The organism is Micromonospora sp. NPDC000663, assembly GCF_042898105.1.
Taxonomy (GTDB): Bacteria; Actinomycetota; Actinomycetes; order Mycobacteriales; family Micromonosporaceae; genus Micromonospora.
In genome coordinates this window covers 1,673,814-1,695,571 of the sequence record NZ_JBIAYR010000001.1, presented here as the reverse complement: position 1 = coordinate 1,695,571, position 21,758 = coordinate 1,673,814, and the positions used below count along the sequence as shown (strand labels likewise).

Here is a 21,758-nt window from a genome sequence, read left to right as displayed (position 1 = left end):
TATGACGCTCACCGCCGCGCTGCCGACAAGCGCCGACCCCGACACCCTCTTCGACGCGTTCGCCGGTTGGGCGAAGGAGCGCGGCCTCGACCTCTACCCCCATCAGGAGGAGGCGGTCATCGAGATCGTCTCCGGCGCCAACCTGATCATGAATACGCCCACCGGCTCGGGTAAGAGCCTGGTGGCTATCGCCGCGCACTTCGCCGCCCTCGCGGACAGCCGGACGACCTTCTACACGGCGCCGATCAAGGCGTTGGTGTCGGAGAAGTTCTTCGCCCTGTGCGAGGTCTTCGGCGCCGAGAACGTCGGCATGCTCACCGGCGACGCCAGCGTCAACGCCGACGCCCCGATCATCTGCTGCACCGCGGAGATCCTGGCGAACCTGGCGCTGCGCGAGGGCGCCAAGGCCGACGTCGGCCAGGTGATCATGGACGAATTCCACTTCTATGCCGAGCCCGACCGGGGCTGGGCGTGGCAGGTGCCGATCATCGAGCTGCCGCAGGCCCAGTTCGTCCTGATGTCCGCCACCCTGGGGGACACCACCCGGTTCGTCGACGACCTGACCCGGCGTACCGGGCGGCCGACAGCCGTCGTCCGCTCGGCCGAACGGCCCGTCCCGCTGATCTTCTCGTACGCGATGACGCCACTGCACGAGACACTCGAGGAGCTGCTGGAGACCAAGCAGGCCCCGGTGTACGTGGTGCACTTCACCCAGGCCGCCGCGCTGGAACGCGCCCAGGCGCTGATGAGTGTCAACGTCTGCTCCCGCGCGGAGAAGGACATGATCGCCCAGGCGATCGGCGGTTTCCGGTTCACGTCCGGCTTCGGCAAGACGCTGTCCCGGCTGGTCCGGCACGGCATCGGTGTGCACCACGCCGGCATGCTGCCCAAGTACCGCCGACTCGTGGAGACCCTCGCCCAGGCCGGCCTGCTCAAGGTCATCTGCGGCACCGACACCCTCGGCGTCGGCATCAACGTGCCGATCCGCACCGTGCTGTTCACCGGCCTGTCCAAGTACGACGGGGTCCGTACCCGGCTGCTCAAGAACCGCGAGTTCCACCAGATCGCCGGTCGGGCCGGCCGGGCCGGCTACGACACCATCGGCCGGGTCGTGGTGCAGGCCCCCGAGCACGTCATCGACAACGAGAAGGCCCTCGCGAAGGCCGGCGACGACCCGAAGAAGCGGCGCAAGGTGGTCCGCAAGAAGCCGCCGGAGGGCTCCATCGGGTGGGGCCAGCCCACCTTCGACCGCCTCGTGGACGCCGAGCCGGAGCCGTTGACCTCCAGCTTCCAGGTCAGTCACTCGATGCTGCTCAACGTCATCGGCCGTCCCGGGGACGCGTTCACCGCGATGCGGCACCTGCTCACCGACAACCACGAGGAGCCGGCCGCCAAGCGCCGGCACATCCGTCGGGCGATCGCCATCTACCGGGCGCTGCGCGCCGGCGGGGTCGTCGAGGAACTGCCCGAGCCGGACGAGACAGGCCGAAGGATCCGGCTCACCGTCGACCTCCAGCTCGACTTCGCCCTCAACCAGCCTCTCTCGCCCCTGGCCCTGGCCACCATCGAGCTGCTCGACGCCGAGTCCCCGTCGTACGCCCTCGACGTGCTCAGCGTGATCGAGTCGATCCTCGACGACCCCCGGCAGATCCTCTCCGCGCAGCAGTTCAAGGCGCGCGGCGAGGCGGTGGCCGCGATGAAGGCCGAGGGCATCGAGTACGAGGCTCGCCTCGAACTGCTCGACGAGGTCACCCACCCCAAGCCCCTCGCCGAACTGCTGGAGGCCGCGTACGAGATGTACCGGCAGGGGCACCCCTGGGTCGCCGACCACCAGCTCTCCCCCAAGGCCGTCGTGCGCGACATGTACGAGCGGGCCATGACCTTCACCGAGTACGTGCAGTTCTACGGGCTGACCCGCTCGGAGGGCCTGGTCCTGCGGTACCTGGCCGACGCGTACAAGACGCTGCGCCAGACCGTGCCCGAGGACGCCAAGACCGAGGAGCTGATCGACCTCATCGAGTGGCTGGGCGAGCTGGTCCGCCAGGTCGACTCCAGCCTCATCGACGAGTGGGAGCGGCTGCGCAACCCGTCGGACGTGGCAGAGGTGGCCCAGGCGCACGCCGCCCTCACCGACCGGCCACCGGCGGTGACGCGCAACGCGCGGGCGTTCCGCGTGCTGGTGCGCAACGCCCTGTTCCGCCGGGTCGAGCTGGCCGCGCTGCGCCGCTGGGACCTGCTCGCCGAATTGGACGCCGCCGACGGCTGGGACTACGACGCGTGGGCCGACGCCCTCGCGCCGTACTTCGAGGCGTACGACTCGATAGGCGTCGGGCCGGACGCCCGCGGGCCGGCGCTGCTGATGATCGAGCAGGGTCGGGAGCGCTGGACCGTCCGGCAGATCTTCGACGACCCGGACGGCGACCACGACTGGGGCATCAGCGCGGAGATCGACCTCGTCGCCTCGGACGAGGTCGGAGCGGCGGTCGTCCGGATCACCGACGTCGGCCAGCTCTGAGGTGCCGTCCCCGGCGGATGTCAGCCGGTGAACCAGAGCCGACGGCGACGAGCCACGACCACCAGGGTGACGCCCACGACCAGCAACAGGACCGCGCCGCCGGTGGGGTGTACGAGCCGATCGTCTCGCCCGCGACGCTCACCCCGACGGTTTCGTATCCAGAGCTGCCGTGCCGCGAACTCGCCGCGCCGCGGCGCGGAACTGAACAGCCATTCCGCCTTCCAGGCGCTCACCGAATCGTGATGATCACGATGCCGACTGGAACACTAAAGTAAGGGCATGACACATGGCCGGCCCCTTACCTTGTGGGCGGGACGCACGGTCGCGCTGCTGGGTATCGTGCTCGTCGCGCTGACCCTGCGCCAGACGGTTGCGGTGATGTCACCGATCCTCGACGACATCCGGGCAGACATCCCGATATCGAGCATCGGCGCCGGGCTGCTCGGTACGTTGCCACCGATCCTGCTGGCGGTATCGGGGTTCGTCGCGCCACGCGTCGCCCGCGGCGTCGGCCTCAACGGCGGCATCGTGCTGGCGCTGCTGCTCATGACCGTCGGCCATCTCGTGCGCGCGGCCGCCCCGGGCTACGCGGTGCTGCTCGTCGGCAGTGTCGTCGCGCTCGCCGGCACAGGCATCGGCAATGTGCTGCTGCCGCCGATCGTGCGGCACTACTTCCCCGATCGGGTAGCGCTGCTGACCGCCGTCTACGTCTGCATCCTGGGCGTGAGCACGGCACTGCCCGCCGCGGTCGCCGCCCCGGTCGCCGAACAGGTCGGGTGGCGGTTCTCGCTCGGCATCTGGGCGGTGAGCTCGGGGGTCGCGCTCGTTCCGTGGCTGGTCGCCATCGCGCGGGAGCGCCGCAGCCGACTCTCGGATGCCGACGCCATCGAGTCCTCGCCCACCACCCTCGTCACGCGACTGTGGCGGTCCCGCACGGCCCTGTCGATCACCGTCTTGTTCTCGACCAGCACGATCCTTACCTACGCATGTTTCGCGTGGCTGCCCGAGATCCTCGGCGACATCGCCGGCTCGACGCCGACCGAAGCCGGTGCGCTGCTCGCCGTCACCGGCATCATCAGTGCGCCCATCGCGCTCGTTGCGCCCCTGCTCGTCACGCGGCTACAGGGTGTCGGCCGGCTGATCGCCGCCGGTATCGCCAGCTTCGCGCTCGGCTACCTCGGCCTGCTGCTCGCGCCCGCGACACTCACCCTGCTCTGGGTGCTGCTCATCGGCTCGGGTTCGATCCTGTTCCCGGTCAACCTCGTGCTCATCAACGTACGCACCCGAACCCAGGGCGGCACCGTCGCGCTGAGCGGCTTTGCCCAGGGGGTCGCGTACGCGCTCGGCGCACTCGGTCCGCTGCTCGTCGGGCTGCTGCACGACGCGAGTGGCGGGTGGACCCTTTCGCTGCTGTTTCTGCTCGCCGTCGCCCTCGTGACGGCCATCCCGGCGTTCACGCTGGCCAAGCCCACGTTCGTCGAGGACGAGCTGTCCCACCCGTAATGCAGCCGAGGATCATGATCACGTTTCGATGAGCGACCCCTTCGGGTTCGAGGCCGATCTTGAAGTTGGCCCGAACCTGCCTCTATCGCGGGCAGCGTCTCCGCTGGCCACCTACCGGCGAACGGGACACGGCCCCGCCCCCAACTTCGCTGGGCAATGTCAGACCCGTCGATTAGAATGTATGTACTAATAAAGATCCTGACCTGGGAGGACGCCCGTGACCGCGCCCACCTCCACGCCCCTCACCCCCTACGCCACACTGCTCGGTTTCACCCGCTACGTCGACCGCACCGGCCCCACCAAGGCGACCTTCGTGGGTGGCCTGCGCAAGCAGCGCGCCAGCCGGTCCGGCTTCAACCCGCACGGCCAGTTCGTCAAGGCGCTCAAGGCCGACATCGCCTTCCACACCGGCGGCACCCACCTGGCCGGCGTGGTCGACGTGGTCAAGCCCCGCTGGCGCCCGCTCTACCAGGCGCTGGTGCCCGGCGCCACGGCCTGGCTGCGATCCCTCGGCGATCCGGCCGCCCTCGACCTGGCCCACACCCGCGACGCCCTGGCCATGCTCGGCGACCTGCCAGTCAAGATCAACCCCCAGTTCGGGGTACGCCACGCCGACGGCCGCGCCGAGGCCGTCCGCCTGCACTTCGACGAGATCCCGCCGAGCGAGGAATCGGTGCTCGCCACCCTGCACCTGATGGCCCGACACATGGACGCGGTGCTGCCGCACGCCGAGCCGGTCCTGGTCGACGTCCGGCGGGGCCAGGCCCACCGGATGCCCGCCGACGCCAAACCCGAGCAGATCGAACGCTGGCTCGCCGGCGAAGCCGCCGCCTTCCGCGCCATCTGGTCCACCGCCGCCTGACCCGCCCCTACCCACTCGGGCCAAGATCCGCGCAGTTTCTGGGATCCTGCTGCTTCGCGTTTCGCTGAGGCAGCAAGAACACCGAAGTTGCGCGGGTCTTGCCCTTCCGCGGCAGGGCGAGGTTATCCACAGGGGCTGATCGCGGGCACACCCGCCGGTCAAGGTGTCGTCATGCCTGTTTCCCCACGACGACCGGCGAGACTGCAGGGACGCGTCTTCCGCGGCTCCCGAGTGGTCGCCCAGGGCCTGCTCACCCGCGCGGAGCTGCGCAGCGCGGCGTGGCGTCCGCTGTTCCGAGACGTCTACGCCGACGCCCAGATGACCGTCACCCACCGTGCTCGCTGTGCCGCCGCGGCACAGTGGGTACTGCCGCCCGGGGCGGTGATAGCGGGTCGCAGCGCGGCGGCGCTCTACGGGGCGGGTGCGGTGGCCGACCACGAGCCTCTCGACGTGCTCGTGCCCTCCCCTCACCGCTTCGGACCGGTGTCGGGGCTCGTCGTGCACGCCGGCACGATCGCCGCCACCGACGTCGCCCTACGTCAGGGCATCCCGGTAACCGAGCCGACACGTACCTGCTGGGATCTGGCCCAGTGGTTGCAGACCGAGGAGGCGGTCGCCCTCGTGGATCGCCTCGCCCACCACCATCTGGTGTCGCTCCCTCGACTCCGTTCGGACGCCCTCGCGCGAGTCGGCACACGGGGTTGGAAACGCATGATGCGGGTGGCTGACCTGGCCGACGCGGGCGCGGAATCCGCGCCGGAGTCCCGGCTTCGGGTGGGGATCGTGCTCGCCGGGCTGCCGGTACCCGTGACACAGTTCGTCGTCGAGCGCGACGGAAGATTCGTGGCCCGTCTCGACCTGGCCTGGCCGCAGCTCAAGGTCGCGGTCGAGTACGACGGGTTGTGGCACCACGATCCCGAGCAGCTCCACCGCGACCGTCGCCGCCTCAACCGCCTGCTCGGTGAGGACTGGATCGTCCTGCACGTCACCTCGAGGCGGTTCCGCGAGGACTTCGAGGGCTTCCTGAACGAGCTCCGCCGAGCTCTGCGCTCCCGCTCCCGTTGACGTACGCCGACACACCAAGATCCGCGCAACATCAGGGATCCTGCTGCCTCACAAGCCGGTGAGGCAGCACTTTCCCCGAAGTTGCGCGGATCTTGACAGGCGCGACGTGAGGTACGCAGGCGCGACGCGCGGATCTTGACAGGCGCGACGCGCGGGCGGGTCAGGTGGCGGGGAGGTACTTGGCCAGATCGTCGAGGATCTTGTTGGCGGCGCCGACGCCGATGCCGGTCATCCAGATCTCGTCGGAGACGGGGTACGCCTTGCCGGCCTTGACCGCGCCGAGGCCCTTCCACAGGGTGCCGCCGGCGACCTTGGTCTGCTCGGCCGCGGCCTTGTCGCCGTACGCGGTGACGAAGATGACGTCGCCGTCGACCTCGTTGATCCGCTCGGGGCTGACCAGGTCGAAGCGCTTGTCCTCCTTGTTGGCCAGCAGCTGCCGCTCGGGGCGGCCGAGGCCGGTGTCGCCGATGACGATGCCGGAGAAGGAGTCGGGGCCGTACACCCGGATGTTGCCGGGGATGAACCGCACGATCGACACCTTGCGGGCGGCGGGGTCGCCGAGGGTGGCGCCGAAGTCCTTGGCCCGCTTCTCGTACGCGGCGAGGAGGTCCTTGGCCTGCTGCTCGTGGCCGAGCGCCTTGCCGTCGAGGAGGAAGTTCTCCTTCCAGGTGATGCCCACCTTGTCGGTGAACACGGTCGGCGCGATGGCGGCGAGTTCGTCGTAGAACTTCTCCTGGCGGAACTTGCTGCCGAGGATGAGGTCCGGCTTGAGGGCGTTGATGGCCTCCAGGTCGGGTTCGGTGAGGACCCCTACCTCCTTGATGCCGGAGAGCTTGTCCGCGCCGAAGTAGGTGGGCCAGCTCTTCGCCTCGCCGGCGGTGGCGGCGCCGACGGGTGTGACACCCAGCGAGAGCGCGGTGTCGATCTTGTCGGTGTCGAGCACGACGACGCGCTTGGGTTCGGCCGGGACCTTCGTGGTGCCCATGGCGTGGGTGATCTCCCGGGTCTCCCCGGTGGTGGTGCCGGCGACCGGGTCGCTCTCACCGCAGGCGGTGAGTCCGACGCCGAGGGCGGCGGCCGCGGCGAGAGCGGCGACGAGACGACGCATCAGAGTCCTTTCGAGGGGTACGAGTCGGCGAGCGGGTCGGCCGCGTCGCCGCTTGCGGGTCGGGCGCCCGGCACGGACGCGTCCGACAGATCGGTGCCCGACGCGCCTGCGGACGCGGCTGGGGCGCCCGACGCGTCAGCGGACGCGGCAGGGGTGCCCGACGCGCCAGCGGACGCGGCGGTGGCGGAGTGGCCTCCGGTGTGGGCGGGCACCACAAGGGGCGCGCCGGTCACCGGGCAGGGCACGACGACGCAGGCGAGCCCGAAGACGTCGTGGACCAGGTCGGCGGTGAGGATCTCCCGGGGCGGCCCGGCGGCGACGACCGCGCCGGCGCGCATCGCGACCAGGTGGTCGGCGTAGCGGGCTGCCTGGTTGAGGTCGTGCAGTACGGCGACGACGGTGCGGCCCCGCTCGACGCGCAGCCGGTGCAGCAGGTCGAGGACCTCCACCTGGTGGGCGAGGTCGAGGAAGGTGGTGGGTTCGTCAAGCAGCAGGGCGTCGGTGTCCTGGGCGAGCGTCATGGCGATCCAGACGCGCTGCCGCTGACCGCCGGAGAGGCTGTCCACCGGCCGGTCGGCGAGGTCTGCCACGTCGGCCAGGGTCATGGCCTGCTCCACCGCGACGCCGTCCTCCGACGACCACTGCCGCCACCAGCGCTGGTAGGGCTGCCGGCCGCGCCCGACCAGGTCGGCCACGGTGACGCCCTCGGGGACCAGCGGGCTCTGCGGCAGCACCCCGAGCCGGCGGGCCACCTCGCGGGTCGGCAGGTCGCGGATCGCGGTGCCGTCCAGCAGCACGGTGCCGCGGCGGGGGGTGAGCAGCCGGGCCATGGTGCGCAGCAGGGTGGATTTGCCGCACGCGTTCGGGCCTACGATCACCGTGAACGCGTCGGCGGGCAGGTCGAGGTCGAGGCCGTCGAGCACGGTCCGCTCGTCGTAGCCGGCGACCAGGTCGCGGGTGGACAGCATCACACGACTCCTTGGGGCGTCACGACGAGCGCCGCCGTCCGCGCAGCAGCAGGAAGATCAGGTACGGGCCGCCGATCGCGGCGGTCAACACGCCGGCGGGCAGTTGGGTGGGTGCGAACAGCCGCCGGCCGGCGAGGTCGGCGAGCACCAGCAGCAGCGCGCCGAGCAGCGCGGCGCAGACCAGCGGTGGCCGTTCGGCGCGTACCAGGCGGCGGGCCACCTGGGGGGCGACGAGCGCGACGAAGTCGACGGCGCCGACCTGCGCGGTGACCATCGCGGCGACGAGCACGCCGGTGCCGGCGAGGCCGATGCGCCGGGCCACCGGGCGCAGGCCGACGCCCCTGGTGGTGTCGTCGTCCAGGGCGGTGCTGTTCAGTGCCCAGCCGGCCCAGGCAAGCACCGGCAGCAGCACCAGCAGGGTGCCGGCGATCCAGGCGGCCTCGGTCCAGCCCTTGCCGGCCAGGGTGCCGATCAGCCAGATCTGCGCGCGGAGCCCGTCGATGGGGTCGGCGGTGAGCATGACCACCTCGGTGAGCGCCCGGAAACCGAACGCGACAGCCACGCCGGCGAGCACGAACCGCTGCGCGGCCAGCCCGTGCCGGGCGCCGAGTGCGAACAGCAGCGCCGCCGCGACCAGCCCGCCGACAAGCGCGGTGGGCGCGACCAGGACGGCGGCCATGCCACTGGTCAGCGCCACTGTCGCGGCGAGCCCGGCGCCCTGGGTGATGCCGATGACGTCCGGGCTGGCGAGGGGGTTACGGGCCACGCTCTGGATCAGGGTGCCGGCGACGCCGAAGGCCCCGCCGGCCACCGCGGCCAGCAGGATCCGCGGCAGCCGAAGATCAAAGACAACGAGGTCGTACGGGGTGCCGGCGCCGGAGAGGGCGCGCAGCACGTCAGCCGGTGCGACGTACGGGGTGCCCAGGGAGAGGCTGAGCAGCATCGCCAGCAGGAGAAGGACGGTGAGCGCGGCGGCCACCAGCACGGCACGGCGGCGGATCAGCAGGCTGACCGGGCCGATGCGCAGCAGGGACCGCCCCGGCGGGTGCGCGCCGGGTGCGCCTGTCGAAGGGCCCGCCGGACGGTGGATCGTGGTCACGCGGTCACCACCCGGGCGCGGCGGACCAGCACGGCGAGCAGCGGCGCGCCGATCAGGGCGGTGACGATTCCGGCCGGGATCTCGCCGGGCGGGGCGACCAGCCGGCCGACGACGTCGGCGCCGAGCAGCAGCGCCGGTCCGAGCAGGGCGGAGACGGCGAGGGTCCAGCGGTGGTCGGCGCCGACCAGGGCGCGCGCCAGGTGCGGCACGGCCAACCCGACGAACGCGACGGGCCCGGCCGCCGCCACCGCGGCACCTGTCAGCAGCACCGCGGCGAGTCCACCGCCGAGGCGGATCAGGCCGATGCGGTGGCCGAGGCCACGGGCCACGTCGTCACCGAGGGCCAGCGCGTCCAGGCCCCGTGCCACCAGGGCGGCCAGCAGCAGCCCGGCGAGGACGAACGGCAGCACCTGCGCGGTGACCGACAGGTCCCGGCCGGCCAGCCCGCCGACCACCCAGAACCGGTACTCCTCGAAGGTGCGGGCGTCGATGCTGAGCAGCGCGTACACCCCGGAGGCCAGGCTGGCGTCGAGGGCCGCGCCGACAAGCGCGAGGGTGACCGGGCTGGCGCCCTCGCGGGCCCGGGTGGCGATGGCGAAGACCAGCAGGCCGGCGATCAGCGCCCCGGCGATGCCGAACCAGACGTAGCCGGCGAGCGTGCCGATGCCGAAGACGGAGATGGCGAGCACCACGCCGAACGACGCGCCGGCGCTGATGCCGAGGATGCGGGGCTCGGCCAGGGGGTTGCGGGTAAGCGCCTGGAACAGCACACCGGCCACGGCGAGGGCGAGCCCGACGGCGAGGGCGAGGGCGGTACGTGGCATGCGCAGTTCGCGGACGATGGTGCTCGCGTCGCCGCCGTCCGGTGCGACGAGGGCGTGCCAGACCGCGTCGACGCCGAGTTGCCTGCTGCCCAGCGCGAAACTGGCGAGAACGGCGAGCAGCAGGACCAGCGCGGCACCGGCGGTGACGATGACCCGACGGCCGGCGCGGGTGCTGGCCCGACTCCGGGTCGGCCGGCTGGCGAGGGCGGTCACGGAACTCCTGCACGTTCGACCTTAGGTTCGCCTAACCTTAGCCGAGCTGCGGAAAGTGGCCTAACCGGCGTCGGTCGATGCCGTCGTGGGCCCCTCGGGTACGCCCGCCGAACCGCCGTCCCCGGCCGCCGCCACCGCTTGGCAGCACGCACGTTGAGTGGCCGCATCATCTCGTTGTCCTCGTGCTCCGACGGACAGATGGCGCAGGACACCCGTAAGAGGGATGTCACGTCATAGGGTGTCGACATGCGATTCGACAGGCACACGGTCGTCCTCCTGGTCCGACCGTCGGACCCGCCGGAGCTGCCGCAGGACGCGATCGACAGGTTGCAGGAGACCCACAGAGCCCACCAGGCCGGGCTCGTGGAGCAGGGTCTGGTGCTGGCGGCCGGGCCGTTCCTGCACGCCGACGACGACCGGCTGCGCGGTTTCGTCGTGCTCTCCATCGCCCCGGACGACGCCCGCGCGCTGTTCGCCAACGACCCGGCCGTCAGCGCCGGGCTGTTGACCGCGCAGGTGACGAGCTGGCTGGTCCCCGAGGGCAACGTGCGGTTCGAGGGCGTGCCGATGCCCCGGTCGATGCTGGAGGCGGCTGCCGGCGACTGATCCGCGGTCTCAGCCCTCGGCGGGTCGGGGCGTCGGCAGCGGGCCGTCGACGGCACCTACGCCGCCGAGGGCCACCTCCGGCGGCAGGTCGCCGATCGGCGTCACCCGGGGCGCGTCCACCGGCCCGACGATCACCCGTAGGCCGGGGAAGCTGTCCCGCAGCACCCGCCGGCACGGACCGCACGGCACCACGATCTCGCGGCCACGATCCCCCACCACGACCATCGTCTCCAGTTCGGTGACGCCCTGTGTCGCGGCGGCGCCCACGGCCACCATCTCGGCGCACGCCCCGCCAGTGTCGTGGTGGACGTTCACTCCGCTGAAGACCCGACCGTCGGCGGTGCGTGCGGCGGCGGCACGGGTGTGTCGGGGGCTGCGGCAGCGCAGCTTGGCGACGGCCGTGGCCGCCTGCACCAGCGCCCGGTCGGTGTCGCGCATGGTCACTGTCGGCCCCGGTTGCTCGTCGTGGTCCGATCCTGGTCGGGTCGGCTGCGGTCGCGGTACGCCCGCATCTTGGCCCGGCTTCCGCAGATGCTCATAGTGCACCAGCGGCTGCGCCCGGCCGGACTGTGGTCGTAGTAGACCCAGCGGCACCCGTGCGCGGCGCACGCCTTCAGCCGTGGCCAGGTGCCGTCGGCCTCGGCGAGGAGGACGGTACAACCCATCCGCGCATGGTCACCGATCGGGGCCTGAGCCCCGGTCTGTTCGGGTTGGCACTGAGCGCCGCCGGGGCCGGCGCGCTTGTCGGCACGCTCGCGTCGACGCGGCTGGCCGAGCGGCTCGGCTACGGTCGGGCCTTCGCCGCCGCGCTGCTGCTGTCCACCGGCACACCGCTGCTCATCGCGGCGCTTCCCGGCTCCGGTGGCGCGCTCGCCGCCGGACTGGCCGGGGTGCAGTTCACCGCGGGCATCGGCCTCGGTGTGGCGAACGTCCTCTCGGTGACCCTGCGCCAGGTCGTCATCCCCCGGGGCAACCTGGCCCGCAGCAACGGCGGCTACCGCGTGTTGATCTACGGGGCGCTCCCGCTGGGCAGCGCCCTCGGTGGCGTGCTGGGACACGCGGCGGGCAGCCGGGTCGGGGTCGCGGTCGGCACCGCCGGGTTCGCCGTCTCGGCCGTACCCATGCTGACCCGGCGGATCCGCGGCCTGCGCACTCCGCAGCAGGCTCGCACGGACCCGGCGGGCGCCACGCCGACGGAGACCGCACCGGCGGGCGGCCCCCCGACCGCCGTCCGGCGGTAACCCACAGGCGGTACGCCGCCGGGCTGCCTATCCTTGGGCACGACATGCAGAATCCAGCCGCCTCCGCCGCGACCGATCCGGTACGCGAGCTGCACCGCCGCCTCTCACCCCTGATGTTCCGTGACCAGCGCCGGCTCCAACGGCGGCTGGACGGCGCTCGCAAGCTGCGCGACCCGCAGCGGCGGGAGACGGCACTCGCCGAGATCAGCGCCGACGTGACCCGGGCCGAGCAGCGGATCGCCGCCCGGCGCGCGGCCGTACCCGTGATCACGTACCCGGCGGGGCTGCCGGTAAGTGAGCGCAAGGACGACATCGCCGCCGCCATCCGCGATCACCAGGTGGTGATCGTGGCCGGCGAGACCGGCTCCGGTAAGACCACCCAGCTGCCCAAGATCTGTCTGGAGCTGGGGCGCGGCATCAACGGCCTGATCGGGCACACCCAGCCCCGCCGGCTGGCCGCCCGGACGGTGGCCGACCGGATCGCCGACGAGCTGGGCACCGAGCTGGGCGACGTGGTCGGCTACAAGGTGCGCTTCACCGACCAGGTGAGCGAGCGCAGCCTGGTGAAGCTGATGACCGACGGCATCCTGCTGGCCGAGTTGCAGACCGACCGGATGCTGCGCCAGTACGACACGTTGATCATCGACGAGGCGCACGAGCGCAGCCTGAACATCGACTTCATCCTCGGGTACCTGCGGGAGCTGCTGCCCCGCCGGCCCGACCTCAAGGTGATCATCACCTCGGCGACCATCGAGACCGACCGCTTCGCCAGGCACTTCGCGGGCCCGGTCACCGCCGAAGAGCCGCAGGGCGTGCCCGCGCCGGTGGTCGAGGTGTCCGGGCGGACGTACCCGGTGGAGGTGCGCTACCGGCCGCTGGTCGAGGTCGCCGACGGCGAGGAGGACGGCGACGGGGACGAGGAGAACGTCCGCGACCAGATCCAGGCGATCGGGGACGCCGTCGAGGAACTGGCCGCCGAGGGCCCGGGTGACATCCTGGTCTTCCTCAGCGGCGAACGGGAGATCCGGGACACCGCCGACGCGCTGGGCAAGCTGGTGCAGAAGAAACGCTCACTGCTGGGCACCGAGATCCTGCCGCTGTACGCCCGGCTGTCCAGCGCCGAGCAGCACCGGGTGTTCGCCGCCCACTCGTCGCGCCGGGTGGTGCTCGCCACGAACGTCGCGGAGACCTCGCTGACCGTGCCCGGCATCAAGTACGTGGTGGACCCGGGCACGGCCCGCATCTCCCGCTACTCCAGCCGGCTCAAGGTGCAGCGACTGCCGATCGAGCCGGTCTCGCAGGCGTCGGCCAACCAGCGCAAGGGCCGCTGCGGCCGTACGTCGGACGGCATCTGCATCCGCCTCTACGACGAGCAGGACTTCGCCTCGCGCCCCGAGTTCACCGACCCGGAGATCCTGCGCACCAACCTGGCGTCGGTCATCCTCCAGATGACGGCGATCGGGCTGGGCGACCTGGCCGCGTTCCCGTTCATCGACCCGCCGGACCGGCGCAACATCACCGACGGCGTCAACCTGCTGCACGAGCTGGGCGCACTGGACCCGACCGAGGCCGACCCGGCGAAGCGGCTCACCGCGCTGGGCCGACGCCTGGCCCAGCTGCCCGTCGACCCGCGACTGGCCCGGATGGTGGTCGAGGGCGAGCGCAACGGCTGCGCCACCGAGGTGCTGGTGATCGCCGCCGCGCTCTCCATTCAGGACCCGCGAGAGCGGCCGGCGGAGAAGCAGGCCCAGGCCGACCAGGCGCACGCCCGGTTCGCCGACAAGGAGTCCGACTTCGTCGCGTACCTCAACCTGTGGCGGTACCTGCGCGAGCAGCAGCGAGAGTTGTCCTCCAGCGCGTTCCGCCGGATGTGCAAGGCGGAGTACCTGAACTACCTGCGGATCCGCGAGTGGCAGGACATCGTCAGCCAGTTGCGCCAGGTGCTGCGTACCCCGCAGGAGAGCGACAGGCGGGGTGGGCGGCCGGCGCGCGACACCGCGGACGGCGCGGAGGCCGGCCGGGGTGCGGGCCGCCGCGGCGGCGCGGACCTGCCCGAGGAGATCGACACCCCGAAGGTGCACCAGTCCCTCCTGCCCGGCCTGCTGTCACACATCGGCCTCAAGGACGCCCAGAAGCACGAGTACCTGGGTGCCCGGGGGGCGAAGTTCGCGCTCTTCCCCGGCTCGGCGCTGTTCAAGAAGCCGCCGCGCTGGGTGATGGCAGCCGAACTGGTGGAGACGTCCCGGCTGTGGGGCCGCATCGCCGGCCGGGTCGAACCGGAGTGGGTCGAACCGCTCGCGCAGCACCTGGTCAAGCGCAGCTACAGCGAGCCGCACTGGGAGAAGAAGCAGGCCGCGGTGATGGCCTACGAGAAGGTCACCCTTTACGGCGTTCCGCTGGTCAGCGCCCGGAAGGTCAACTTCGGGCGGATCGACCCGGCGCTGAGCCGCGAGCTGTTCATCAGGCACGCCCTCGTCGAGGGCGACTGGCAGACCCACCACCAGTTCTGGGCCGACAACAAGCGGCTGCTCGCCGACATCGAGGAGTTGGAGAGCCGGGCCCGACGCCGGGACATCCTGGTCGACGACGAGACCATCTTCGGCTTCTACGACCAGCGGATCCCCGCCGACGTGGTCTCCGGCCGGCACTTCGACTCGTGGTGGAAGAGGACCCGCCGGGAGCAGCCGGACCTGCTGACGTTCACCCGCGACCTGCTCATCAACGACGGCCGGGCCGGGGTGGACGAGGACGACTACCCCGACGAGTGGCAGGCCGACGGCGTGAGCCTGCCGCTGACCTACCGGTTCGAGCCGGGCACACCCACCGACGGCGTCACAGTCGACATCCCGCTGCCGCTGCTCAACCAGGTGCCGGCGGAGAGCTTCGACTGGCAGGTGCCGGGGCTGCGCGAGGAGACAGTGATCGCGCTGATCCGTTCACTGCCCAAAGCGGTCCGCCGCAACTTCGTGCCCGTGCCGGACTTCGCCCGGGCCGCCCTGGCGGCGATCACCCCGGGCAGGGAGCCGCTGCTGGACGCGCTCACCCGCGAGCTGCGGCGGATGACAGGCGTCACCGTGCCCCGGGACGCCTGGGAGCCGGCCAAGCTCCCCGCCCACCTGCGGGTCACCTTCCGGGTGCTGGGCGACGACGAGAAGCCCGTCGCCGAGGGCAAGGACCTGCCGGCCCTGCAACGCCAGCTCCGCCAGGAGGTACGCCAGGTGGTGGCGGCCGCCGCGCCGGAGGTCGCCCGGACGGGCCTGCGCGAGTGGAGCATCGGCACCCTGCCCCGGACCATCGAGCAGGTCCGGGCCGGCTACGCGGTGACCGCGTACCCGGCGCTTGTCGACGAGGGCGCGACTGTCGGGGTCAAGGTGTTCGACTCCCCCGCCGAGGCCGAGGCCGCGCACTGGGCGGGCACCCGACGGCTGCTGCGGCTCACCGTGCCGTCCCCGGCGCGGTTCCTGCAGGGCCGGCTGAGCAACGAGGCGAAGCTGGCGCTGAGCCGCAACCCGCACGGCGGCGTGCAGGAGCTGATCGAGGACGCGGCGGGCGCGGCCATCGACAGGCTCATCGACGCGGCCGGTGGGCCGGCGTGGGACGCCGACGGGTTCGCGGCGCTGCGCGAGAAGGTACGCGCCGACCTCGTCGACACGGTGGTCGAGGTGATGGACCGGGTCCGCAAGGTGCTCGCCGCCGCGTACGCGGTGGAGCAGCGCCTCGGCGCCACCCGCAACCTCGCCGTGGTGGCCGCGTTGGCCGACATCCGCGGCCAGCTCGCCGGGCTTGTGCACGCCGGATTCATCACCGAGACCGGGTACGCCCGCCTGCCCGACCTGCTGCGCTACCTGACCGCCATCGAACGCCGGCTCGACCGCCTCGGCGGCAACCCGCAGCGGGACCGCCAGCAGCAGGACCGGATCGCGGTGGTGCAGAAGGAGTACGCCGACCTGCTCGCCGCGTTGCCGCCGGCGCGTCGACAGGAGACAGCCGTCCGTCAGATCCGCTGGATGATCGAGGAGTTGCGGGTGAACGTCTTCGCGCAGGCGCTTGGCACCCCGTACCCCGTCTCGGAGCAGCGGATCTACCGGGCGATGGACGAGGCCGAGGGCCGCTGACCCGGCCCGGCGGATCGGCCGGGCCGGGTCGCGGACCGGTCAGTGCGCCGGGACGGACAGCGCCCGGCTGGCCGGGACGCCCCGCACGGAGCTGGCCAACGCCGCGTTGCGCGGCTCGGCGGCGGTGGGCGCCCACCAGGCGCGGTTCTCCCGGTACCAGTGGAAGACCTCGGACAGGCCGTCCTCGAACCGGATCTGCGGCTCGAAGCCGAGCTCCTCGGAGATCTTGCGGTAGTCCAGCGAGTAGCGCTGGTCCTGGACCTTGCGGTCCGGCACGTGCCGGACCCGTTCCCAGCCGGCGCCGGCCAGCCGCAGGATCCGCTCGGCGAGGGCGCGGTTGGTCAGCTCTATGTCGCCCCCGATGTTGTAGACCTCGCCGGCCCGGCCCTTGGCCAGGACCAGCGCGATGGCCCGGCAGTGGTCGTCCACGTGCAGCCACTCGCGCACCGCACCGCCGTCGCCGTGCAGGGTGATGTCCTGCCCGGAGAGCAGGCTGGTGACGAATCGGGGGATGACCTTCTCCACGTTCTGGTACGGCCCGTAGTTGTTGGCGCAGCGGGTGATGGAGACGTCCACGTCGTACGTGCGCCAGTAGGAGCGCACCACGTGGTCGCTCGCCGCCTTCGAGGCCGCGTACGGGGAGTTCGGTTCCAGGACGCAGCTCTCGTTCCAGGAGCCCTCGCTGATCGAGCCGTACACCTCGTCGGTGGAGACGTGCACGACGCGGCCGACCCCACCGCGCGCGCAGGCGGCCAGCAGGTGGTGTGAGCCCATCACATTGGTCTCGAAGAACGGCGCCGGGTCGTCGATGGACCTGTCGACGTGCGACTCGGCGGCGAAGTGCACCACCGCGTCGTGCCCGGGCACCACGTCGGTGAGCAGCTGACGGTCGCAGATGTCGCCACGGATGAACGTCAGACGGGGGTGCGCGGCCGGCAGGTTGTCCCGATCACTGGCGTAGGTCAGCTTGTCGATAACCGTCACGTCGCAGTGTTCGAAGCCGACATAGCGCCCGGCGAGCAGGCTGCGCGCGAAATGCGAACCGATGAAGCCAGCGGCGCCGGTCACCAGGATCCTCATGTGTGGCCTCCCTGCCGGCGAGAAACGTCCACCGGTGAGCTCTGCTGAGACGAATGGGGCTTTTGCCCCGCGCAAGAACCCACTTTAGGTGACGATCATCAACACTGACAGTGATACCGCGCCCTTAAGGACGAATTAACCAAGCGGCCCGCTGTCGGCCGATCAGCGGGGATCCACGCCCGGGGGCAGGTCGTCGCGCTCGATCGCCGACTGCACGTAGTCCAGCAGGATCCGTCGTAGCTCCCGGCCGGCATGGGTCGGCACGACGTCGCGCCGACGGGCCACCGCGATGGTCCGGCGCACCCCCGGCGGGGCCAGGGGGGTGATCCGGACCCCGGGTCGCCGGGCCAGCACGATGCCGGGTACCAGCGCGATGCCGAGGCCGGCCTCGACGAAGCTGAGCACGGCGTCCATCTCACCGCCGTCCACCGCGAAGGTCGGCTCGAAGCCCGCCTCGCGGCACGCCTGGATGGTGGCGTCACGCAGGTCGTAGCCCTCGCGGAACATCACCATCGGCTGGTCGCGCAGGTCCGTGATGTGCAGCTCCCCGGTCGCCGAGGCGGTCGGCACCTCCCCCACCGACGCCACCACGAGGCTCTCGCGCAGGATGGGGTCGACGCGCAGGCCCGGGTCGGCGCCCTGCGCCGGCATGATGATCAGGGCCAGGTCGAGGTCTCCGCGCAGCAGGTCGCGCACCAGGTCCTGAGAGCCGCCCTCCTCGACCCGCAGGTCCACCGTCGGGTGTGCGTCGCGGAAGCGGCGCAGGACCGGCGGGGCGAGCGAGGTGGCCAGGCTCGGCGTGGCGCCGAGGCGGACCCGGCCCCGCCGGAGGCCGACCAGCTCCTGCACCTCCCGGGTGGCGGTCTCCACGTCGGCGAGGATCCGGGTGGCCAACGGCAGCAGCACCTCGCCGGCCGCCGTGAGGGTGATGTTGCCCCTTACCCGCTCGAACAGGGGCGCCCCGAGGTCGGTCTCCAGAGCGTGAATTTGCTTACTGAGAGAAGGCTGAGTGATGCCCACGAGGTCGGCTGCTTGGGTGAAATGTCGTACTTCGGCCACCGCGACGAAGTACCTGAGCTGATGGAGCTGCATCTACATAGCTTATGGCTATCAACGCTGCGAGTTCGATGCATTGGACGACTGATCAAAGTCCTCCTAGCGTCGGTCACGTGGTAATGACGAAAACTCGGTCGCCCATCCGCTCGAACGTCGGTCTCAAGGCCGTCATGGCGGTGACGGGCATTGTGCTGGTGCTGTTCCTGATCGCCCACATGCTCGGGAACCTGAAGGTGTTCACGGGGGAGACCTCGTTCGACCACTACGCGCACTGGCTGCGCGATATCGGCAAGCCGCTGCTGCCCGGCGTCTGGTTCCTGTGGATCCTGCGTACCGTGCTCGTGGTGGCGGTCGTCGGCCACATCTGGGCCGCGACACTGCTCGCCCTGCGGGCCCGCGCCGCCCGCCCGGTCAAGTACGCCCACCGCAAGAAGGTCCGGGGCAGCTACGCCGCCCGCACCATGCGCTGGGGTGGCGTGATCATCCTGCTGTTCGTGATCTACCACCTCCTGGACCTGACCACAGGCACACTGAACCCGGTCGGCGACCCCAGCAACCCGTACGGCAACGTCGTCGCCGACTTCGCGCCGGAACGATGGTACGTCACGCTCTTCTACACCCTGGCGATCGTCACGCTCGGCTTCCACCTGCGCCACGGCGCGTTCAGCGCGTTCCGCAGCCTCGGCCAGCAGACGCCACGCGGCGAGCGGCGGGCGCGCAACGCCGCGCTCGTCTTCGCCGTGGCGCTCTGCGCCGGATACCTGGTGGTCCCGTTCGCCGTTCTCACCGGATTGGTGTCCTGACATGGAACTCTTCACCGAGGGCGACCCGATCGCCGACACGAAGGCTCCCACCGGCCCGATCGAGAAGCGCTGGGAGACCCGACGCTTCGAGGCCAAGCTCGTCAACCCCGCCAACCGCCGCAAGATGACTGTCATCGTGGTGGGCACCGGCCTGGCCGGCGGCTCCGCCGCAGCCACCCTGGCCGAGCAGGGCTACCACGTGAAGTCCTACTGCTACCAGGACAGCCCGCGCCGCGCGCACTCCATCGCAGCCCAGGGCGGCATCAACGCCGCCAAGAACTACCGCAACGACGGCGACTCCGTGCACCGGCTCTTCTACGACACAGTCAAGGGCGGCGACTTCCGGTCCCGCGAGTCGAACGTGCACCGCCTGGCCGAGGTGTCGGTCAACATCATCGACCAGTGCGTCGCGCAGGGCGTGCCGTTCGCCCGCGAGTACGGCGGCCTGCTGGACACCCGCTCGTTCGGCGGCGCCCAGGTGCAGCGCACCTTCTACGCCAGGGGCCAGACGGGCCAGCAGCTGCTGCTCGGCGCGTACCAGGCCCTGGAGCGGCAGATCGGCCTCGGCAACGTGGAGATGAACGCGCGGCACGAGATGCTGGAGCTGGTCATCGTCGACGGCAAGGCCCGCGGCATCGTCGTGCGGGACCTGGTCACCGGCGAGATCAGCACCGAGATGGCCGACGCCGTCGTGCTCGCCTCCGGCGGCTACGGCAACGTCTTCTACCTCTCCACCAACGCCAAGGGCTGCAACGTCACCGCCACCTGGCGGGCGCACCGCAAGGGCGCGTACTTCGCCAACCCCTGCTACACGCAGATCCACCCGACCTGCATCCCGGTCTCCGGCGACCACCAGTCGAAGCTGACCCTGATGAGCGAGTCGCTGCGCAACGACGGCCGGGTCTGGGTGCCGAAGAACAAGGGCGACGACCGCAACCCCCGGGACATCCCCGAGGACGAGCGGGACTACTACCTGGAGCGGATCTACCCGTCCTTCGGCAACCTGGTCCCCCGTGACATCGCCTCCCGCGCCGCGAAGAACGTCTGCGACGAGGGCCGGGGCGTCGGGCCGACCAAGCTCGGCGTCTACCTCGACTTCGCCGACGCGATCGACCGCCTCGGCCGCAAGGCCATCGAGGCCAAGTACGGCAACCTCTTCGAGATGTACGAGCGGATCACCGGCGAGGACCCGTACGAGGTGCCGATGCGGATCTACCCCGCCGTGCACTACACGATGGGCGGCCTCTGGGTCGACTACGACCTCCAGTCGAGCATCCCCGGCCTGTTCGTGATCGGCGAGGCGAACTTCTCCGACCACGGCGCGAACCGGCTCGGCGCCTCGGCGCTGATGCAGGGCCTCGCCGACGGGTACTTCGTGCTGCCCACCACCATCGCCAACTACCTGGCCTCCGGCCCTCTCGACAAGGTCGACGCCAGCCACCCGGCGGCGGTCGAGGCGCGTACCGACGTCGAGGACCGGATCCAGCGGCTGCTGGCGGTCGACGGCGACCGGACCGTGGACTCGTTCCACCGGGAGCTGGGGCAGATCATGTGGGAGCACTGCGGCATGGAGCGCAGTGAGGCCGGCCTGCGTAAGGCGATCGGCGAGATCCGCGACCTGCGCGAGCAGTTCTGGCAGCGGGTCAAGGTCTCCGGCACCGGCGAGGAGCTCAACCAGTCGCTGGAGAAGGCCGGCCGGGTGGCCGACTTCTTCGAGCTGGCCGAGTTGATGTGCATCGACGCCCTGCACCGCGAGGAGTCCTGCGGCGGCCACTTCCGGGCCGAGCACCAGACGCCCGACGGTGAGGCGCAGCGTGACGACGACCGGTTCGCGTACGTGGCGGCCTGGGAGTTCACCGCCACCGGCGAGCCGTCGGTGCTGCACAAGGAAGACCTCAAGTTCGAATACGTCCACCCCACGCAGCGGAGCTACAAGTGAACCTGACCCTGCGCATCTGGCGCCAGAAGGGCCCTGAGGACAAGGGTCGGATGGTGACCTACCCGGTCGACGACGTGTCCCCGGACATGTCGTTCCTGGAGATGCTCGACGTGCTCAACGAGCGGCTCATCCTCGACGGCGAGGACCCGGTCGCGTTCGACCACGACTGCCGCGAGGGCATCTGCGGCATGTGCGGCCTGATGATCAACGGGGACGCGCACGGGCCGCAGCGCGGCACCACCGCGTGCCAGCTGCACATGCGGCAGTTCAAGGACGGCGACACGATCGACATCGAGCCGTGGCGGGCCAGCGCCTTCCCGGTCATCAAGGACCTGGTGGTCAACCGGGGCGCCTTCGACAAGATCATCGCTGCGGGTGGCTACGTCACCGCGCCGACCGGCAGCGCGCCCGAGGCGCACTCCACCCCGGTGGCCAAGGCCAACGCCGACGCCGCCTTCGAGTCGGCGGCCTGCATCGGCTGCGGCGCCTGTGTCGCGGCCTGCCCGAACGGCTCCGGCATGCTCTTCACCGCCGCCAAGCTCACCCAGCTCTCGCTGCTGCCGCAGGGCCAGCCGGAGCGCTACACCCGGGTGATCGGCATGGTCGACGCGCACGACGAGGCCGGCTTCGGTGGCTGCACCAACGCCGGCGAGTGCACTGTGGTCTGCCCCAAGGGCATCCCGCTGAACACCATCGGCCGGCTCAACCGCGACTACCTCGCGGCCACCACCAAGGGCGCCGGTAACACACCCGGCTCCTGA

General features: G+C 71.2%; 19 protein-coding genes. 10 read left to right on the top strand and 9 right to left on the bottom strand.

Going from position 1 to position 21,758, the window contains the following annotated elements; genetic code table 11:
* Position 1 precedes the first annotated feature (1 nt).
* Positions 2-2,515 carry a DEAD/DEAH box helicase gene (locus ACFY1S_RS07970; RefSeq protein WP_387113934.1) on the top strand — a complete coding sequence of 838 codons (2,514 nt, stop codon included), beginning with the start codon at positions 2-4 and terminating at the stop codon, positions 2,513-2,515.
* 20 nt (positions 2,516-2,535) lie between these two features.
* Here the strand turns inward: ACFY1S_RS07970 and ACFY1S_RS07965 are convergent, their stop codons facing one another.
* Complete coding sequence (locus ACFY1S_RS07965; protein ID WP_387113932.1) at positions 2,536-2,748, bottom strand: hypothetical protein; 213 nt, start codon at positions 2,746-2,748, stop codon at positions 2,536-2,538.
* 46 nt (positions 2,749-2,794) lie between these two features.
* On the opposite strand from ACFY1S_RS07965, the gene ACFY1S_RS07960 reads away from it, so the two are divergent.
* The 3 genes from ACFY1S_RS07960 to ACFY1S_RS07950 all read left to right on the top strand — a co-directional run bounded on the left by ACFY1S_RS07960 (position 2,795) and on the right by ACFY1S_RS07950 (position 5,945).
* A complete protein-coding gene (locus ACFY1S_RS07960) occupies positions 2,795-4,018 on the top strand; it encodes a CynX/NimT family MFS transporter (RefSeq protein ID WP_387113930.1) in 1,224 nt (407 codons plus the stop codon).
* Positions 4,019-4,235: 217 nt separating this feature from the next.
* Entirely contained in the window at positions 4,236-4,880 is a 645-nt protein-coding gene (locus ACFY1S_RS07955; RefSeq protein ID WP_387113928.1) for a hypothetical protein, read from the top strand.
* A 171-nt stretch (positions 4,881-5,051) separates the two neighbouring features.
* Positions 5,052-5,945 carry a hypothetical protein gene (locus ACFY1S_RS07950; RefSeq protein WP_387113926.1) on the top strand — a complete coding sequence of 298 codons (894 nt, stop codon included), beginning with the start codon at positions 5,052-5,054 and terminating at the stop codon, positions 5,943-5,945.
* Between the two features lie 160 nt (positions 5,946-6,105).
* Here ACFY1S_RS07950 and ACFY1S_RS07945 read toward each other — a convergent pair whose 3' ends face one another.
* The 4 genes from ACFY1S_RS07945 to ACFY1S_RS07930 are packed head-to-tail and all read right to left on the bottom strand — an operon-like array spanning position 6,106 to position 10,157.
* On the bottom strand, positions 6,106-7,053 hold the full coding sequence (locus ACFY1S_RS07945; protein ID WP_387113924.1) for an ABC transporter substrate-binding protein: 948 nt from the start codon (positions 7,051-7,053) through the stop codon (positions 6,106-6,108).
* On the bottom strand, positions 7,053-8,021 hold the full coding sequence (locus ACFY1S_RS07940; protein ID WP_387113922.1) for an ABC transporter ATP-binding protein: 969 nt from the start codon (positions 8,019-8,021) through the stop codon (positions 7,053-7,055). The genes ACFY1S_RS07945 and ACFY1S_RS07940 overlap by 1 nt, the downstream gene beginning before the upstream one ends.
* Before the next feature lie 19 nt (positions 8,022-8,040).
* A complete protein-coding gene (locus ACFY1S_RS07935) occupies positions 8,041-9,120 on the bottom strand; it encodes a FecCD family ABC transporter permease (protein ID WP_387113920.1) in 1,080 nt (359 codons plus the stop codon).
* On the bottom strand, positions 9,117-10,157 hold the full coding sequence (locus ACFY1S_RS07930; protein WP_387113918.1) for a FecCD family ABC transporter permease: 1,041 nt from the start codon (positions 10,155-10,157) through the stop codon (positions 9,117-9,119). The genes ACFY1S_RS07935 and ACFY1S_RS07930 overlap by 4 nt, the downstream gene beginning before the upstream one ends.
* Positions 10,158-10,403: 246 nt before the next feature.
* Here ACFY1S_RS07930 and ACFY1S_RS07925 point away from each other — a divergent pair, with 246 nt between their 5' ends.
* Positions 10,404-10,763, top strand: coding sequence for a YciI family protein (locus ACFY1S_RS07925; RefSeq protein ID WP_387113916.1), 360 nt, complete (start codon positions 10,404-10,406; stop codon positions 10,761-10,763).
* Positions 10,764-10,772: 9 nt separating this feature from the next.
* Here ACFY1S_RS07925 and ACFY1S_RS07920 read toward each other — a convergent pair whose 3' ends face one another.
* Both ACFY1S_RS07920 and ACFY1S_RS07915 read right to left on the bottom strand, forming a co-directional pair.
* Positions 10,773-11,201, bottom strand: a complete 429-nt coding sequence (locus tag ACFY1S_RS07920; protein ID WP_387114382.1) for a cytidine deaminase — start codon at positions 11,199-11,201, stop codon at positions 10,773-10,775.
* A 2-nt stretch (positions 11,202-11,203) separates the two neighbouring features.
* Positions 11,204-11,428 (bottom strand): CGNR zinc finger domain-containing protein, encoded by a 225-nt coding sequence (locus ACFY1S_RS07915; RefSeq protein ID WP_387113914.1) that lies wholly within the window; start codon positions 11,426-11,428, stop codon positions 11,204-11,206.
* Positions 11,429-11,434: 6 nt separating this feature from the next.
* Between ACFY1S_RS07915 and ACFY1S_RS07910 the strand changes: the two genes are divergently transcribed.
* Positions 11,435-12,004 carry an MFS transporter gene (locus ACFY1S_RS07910; RefSeq protein ID WP_387113912.1) on the top strand — a complete coding sequence of 190 codons (570 nt, stop codon included), beginning with the start codon at positions 11,435-11,437 and terminating at the stop codon, positions 12,002-12,004.
* A gap of 44 nt (positions 12,005-12,048) precedes the next feature.
* A complete protein-coding gene (gene hrpA, locus ACFY1S_RS07905; RefSeq protein WP_387113910.1) occupies positions 12,049-16,119 on the top strand; it encodes an ATP-dependent RNA helicase HrpA in 4,071 nt (1,356 codons plus the stop codon).
* A 39-nt stretch (positions 16,120-16,158) separates the two neighbouring features.
* Here hrpA and rfbB read toward each other — a convergent pair whose 3' ends face one another.
* Both rfbB and ACFY1S_RS07895 read right to left on the bottom strand, forming a co-directional pair.
* Positions 16,159-17,199, bottom strand: coding sequence for a dTDP-glucose 4,6-dehydratase (gene rfbB, locus ACFY1S_RS07900; RefSeq protein WP_387113908.1), 1,041 nt, complete (start codon positions 17,197-17,199; stop codon positions 16,159-16,161).
* 162 nt (positions 17,200-17,361) lie between these two features.
* Positions 17,362-18,291, bottom strand: a complete 930-nt coding sequence (locus ACFY1S_RS07895) for a LysR family transcriptional regulator (RefSeq protein ID WP_357985482.1) — start codon at positions 18,289-18,291, stop codon at positions 17,362-17,364.
* A gap of 83 nt (positions 18,292-18,374) precedes the next feature.
* Between ACFY1S_RS07895 and ACFY1S_RS07890 the strand changes: the two genes are divergently transcribed.
* From ACFY1S_RS07890 to ACFY1S_RS07880, 3 genes are read left to right on the top strand one after another with little or no spacing between them, the layout of a single operon-like run.
* Positions 18,375-19,058, top strand: a complete 684-nt coding sequence (locus tag ACFY1S_RS07890) for a succinate dehydrogenase cytochrome b subunit (RefSeq protein WP_387113906.1) — start codon at positions 18,375-18,377, stop codon at positions 19,056-19,058.
* A gap of 1 nt (position 19,059) precedes the next feature.
* Positions 19,060-20,997: a fumarate reductase/succinate dehydrogenase flavoprotein subunit gene (locus tag ACFY1S_RS07885; RefSeq protein WP_387113904.1), complete on the top strand. Its 1,938-nt coding sequence runs from the start codon at positions 19,060-19,062 to the stop codon at positions 20,995-20,997.
* Positions 20,994-21,758, top strand: coding sequence for a succinate dehydrogenase/fumarate reductase iron-sulfur subunit (locus ACFY1S_RS07880; protein ID WP_364371625.1), 765 nt, complete (start codon positions 20,994-20,996; stop codon positions 21,756-21,758). The genes ACFY1S_RS07885 and ACFY1S_RS07880 overlap by 4 nt, the downstream gene beginning before the upstream one ends.

What these genes read in the sequence shown, in the direction of transcription:
- ACFY1S_RS07970 (WP_387113934.1), top strand. Translation starts at nt 2, where the DNA reads ATGACGCTCACCGCCGCGCTGCCGACAAGCGCCGACCCCGACACCCTC.
- ACFY1S_RS07960 (WP_387113930.1), top strand. Translation starts at nt 2,795, where the DNA reads ATGACACATGGCCGGCCCCTTACCTTGTGGGCGGGACGCACGGTCGCG.
- ACFY1S_RS07950 (WP_387113926.1), top strand. Translation starts at nt 5,052, where the DNA reads ATGCCTGTTTCCCCACGACGACCGGCGAGACTGCAGGGACGCGTCTTC.
- ACFY1S_RS07945 (WP_387113924.1), bottom strand. Translation starts at nt 7,053, where the DNA reads ATGCGTCGTCTCGTCGCCGCTCTCGCCGCGGCCGCCGCCCTCGGCGTC.
- ACFY1S_RS07940 (WP_387113922.1), bottom strand. Translation starts at nt 8,021, where the DNA reads ATGCTGTCCACCCGCGACCTGGTCGCCGGCTACGACGAGCGGACCGTG.
- ACFY1S_RS07925 (WP_387113916.1), top strand. Translation starts at nt 10,404, where the DNA reads ATGCGATTCGACAGGCACACGGTCGTCCTCCTGGTCCGACCGTCGGAC.
- ACFY1S_RS07920 (WP_387114382.1), bottom strand. Translation starts at nt 11,201, where the DNA reads ATGCGCGACACCGACCGGGCGCTGGTGCAGGCGGCCACGGCCGTCGCC.
- ACFY1S_RS07915 (WP_387113914.1), bottom strand. Translation starts at nt 11,428, where the DNA reads ATGGGTTGTACCGTCCTCCTCGCCGAGGCCGACGGCACCTGGCCACGG.
- ACFY1S_RS07910 (WP_387113912.1), top strand. Translation starts at nt 11,435, where the DNA reads ATGGTCACCGATCGGGGCCTGAGCCCCGGTCTGTTCGGGTTGGCACTG.
- hrpA (WP_387113910.1), top strand. Translation starts at nt 12,049, where the DNA reads ATGCAGAATCCAGCCGCCTCCGCCGCGACCGATCCGGTACGCGAGCTG.
- rfbB (WP_387113908.1), bottom strand. Translation starts at nt 17,199, where the DNA reads ATGAGGATCCTGGTGACCGGCGCCGCTGGCTTCATCGGTTCGCATTTC.
- ACFY1S_RS07895 (WP_357985482.1), bottom strand. Translation starts at nt 18,291, where the DNA reads ATGCAGCTCCATCAGCTCAGGTACTTCGTCGCGGTGGCCGAAGTACGA.
- ACFY1S_RS07890 (WP_387113906.1), top strand. Translation starts at nt 18,375, where the DNA reads ATGACGAAAACTCGGTCGCCCATCCGCTCGAACGTCGGTCTCAAGGCC.
- ACFY1S_RS07885 (WP_387113904.1), top strand. Translation starts at nt 19,060, where the DNA reads ATGGAACTCTTCACCGAGGGCGACCCGATCGCCGACACGAAGGCTCCC.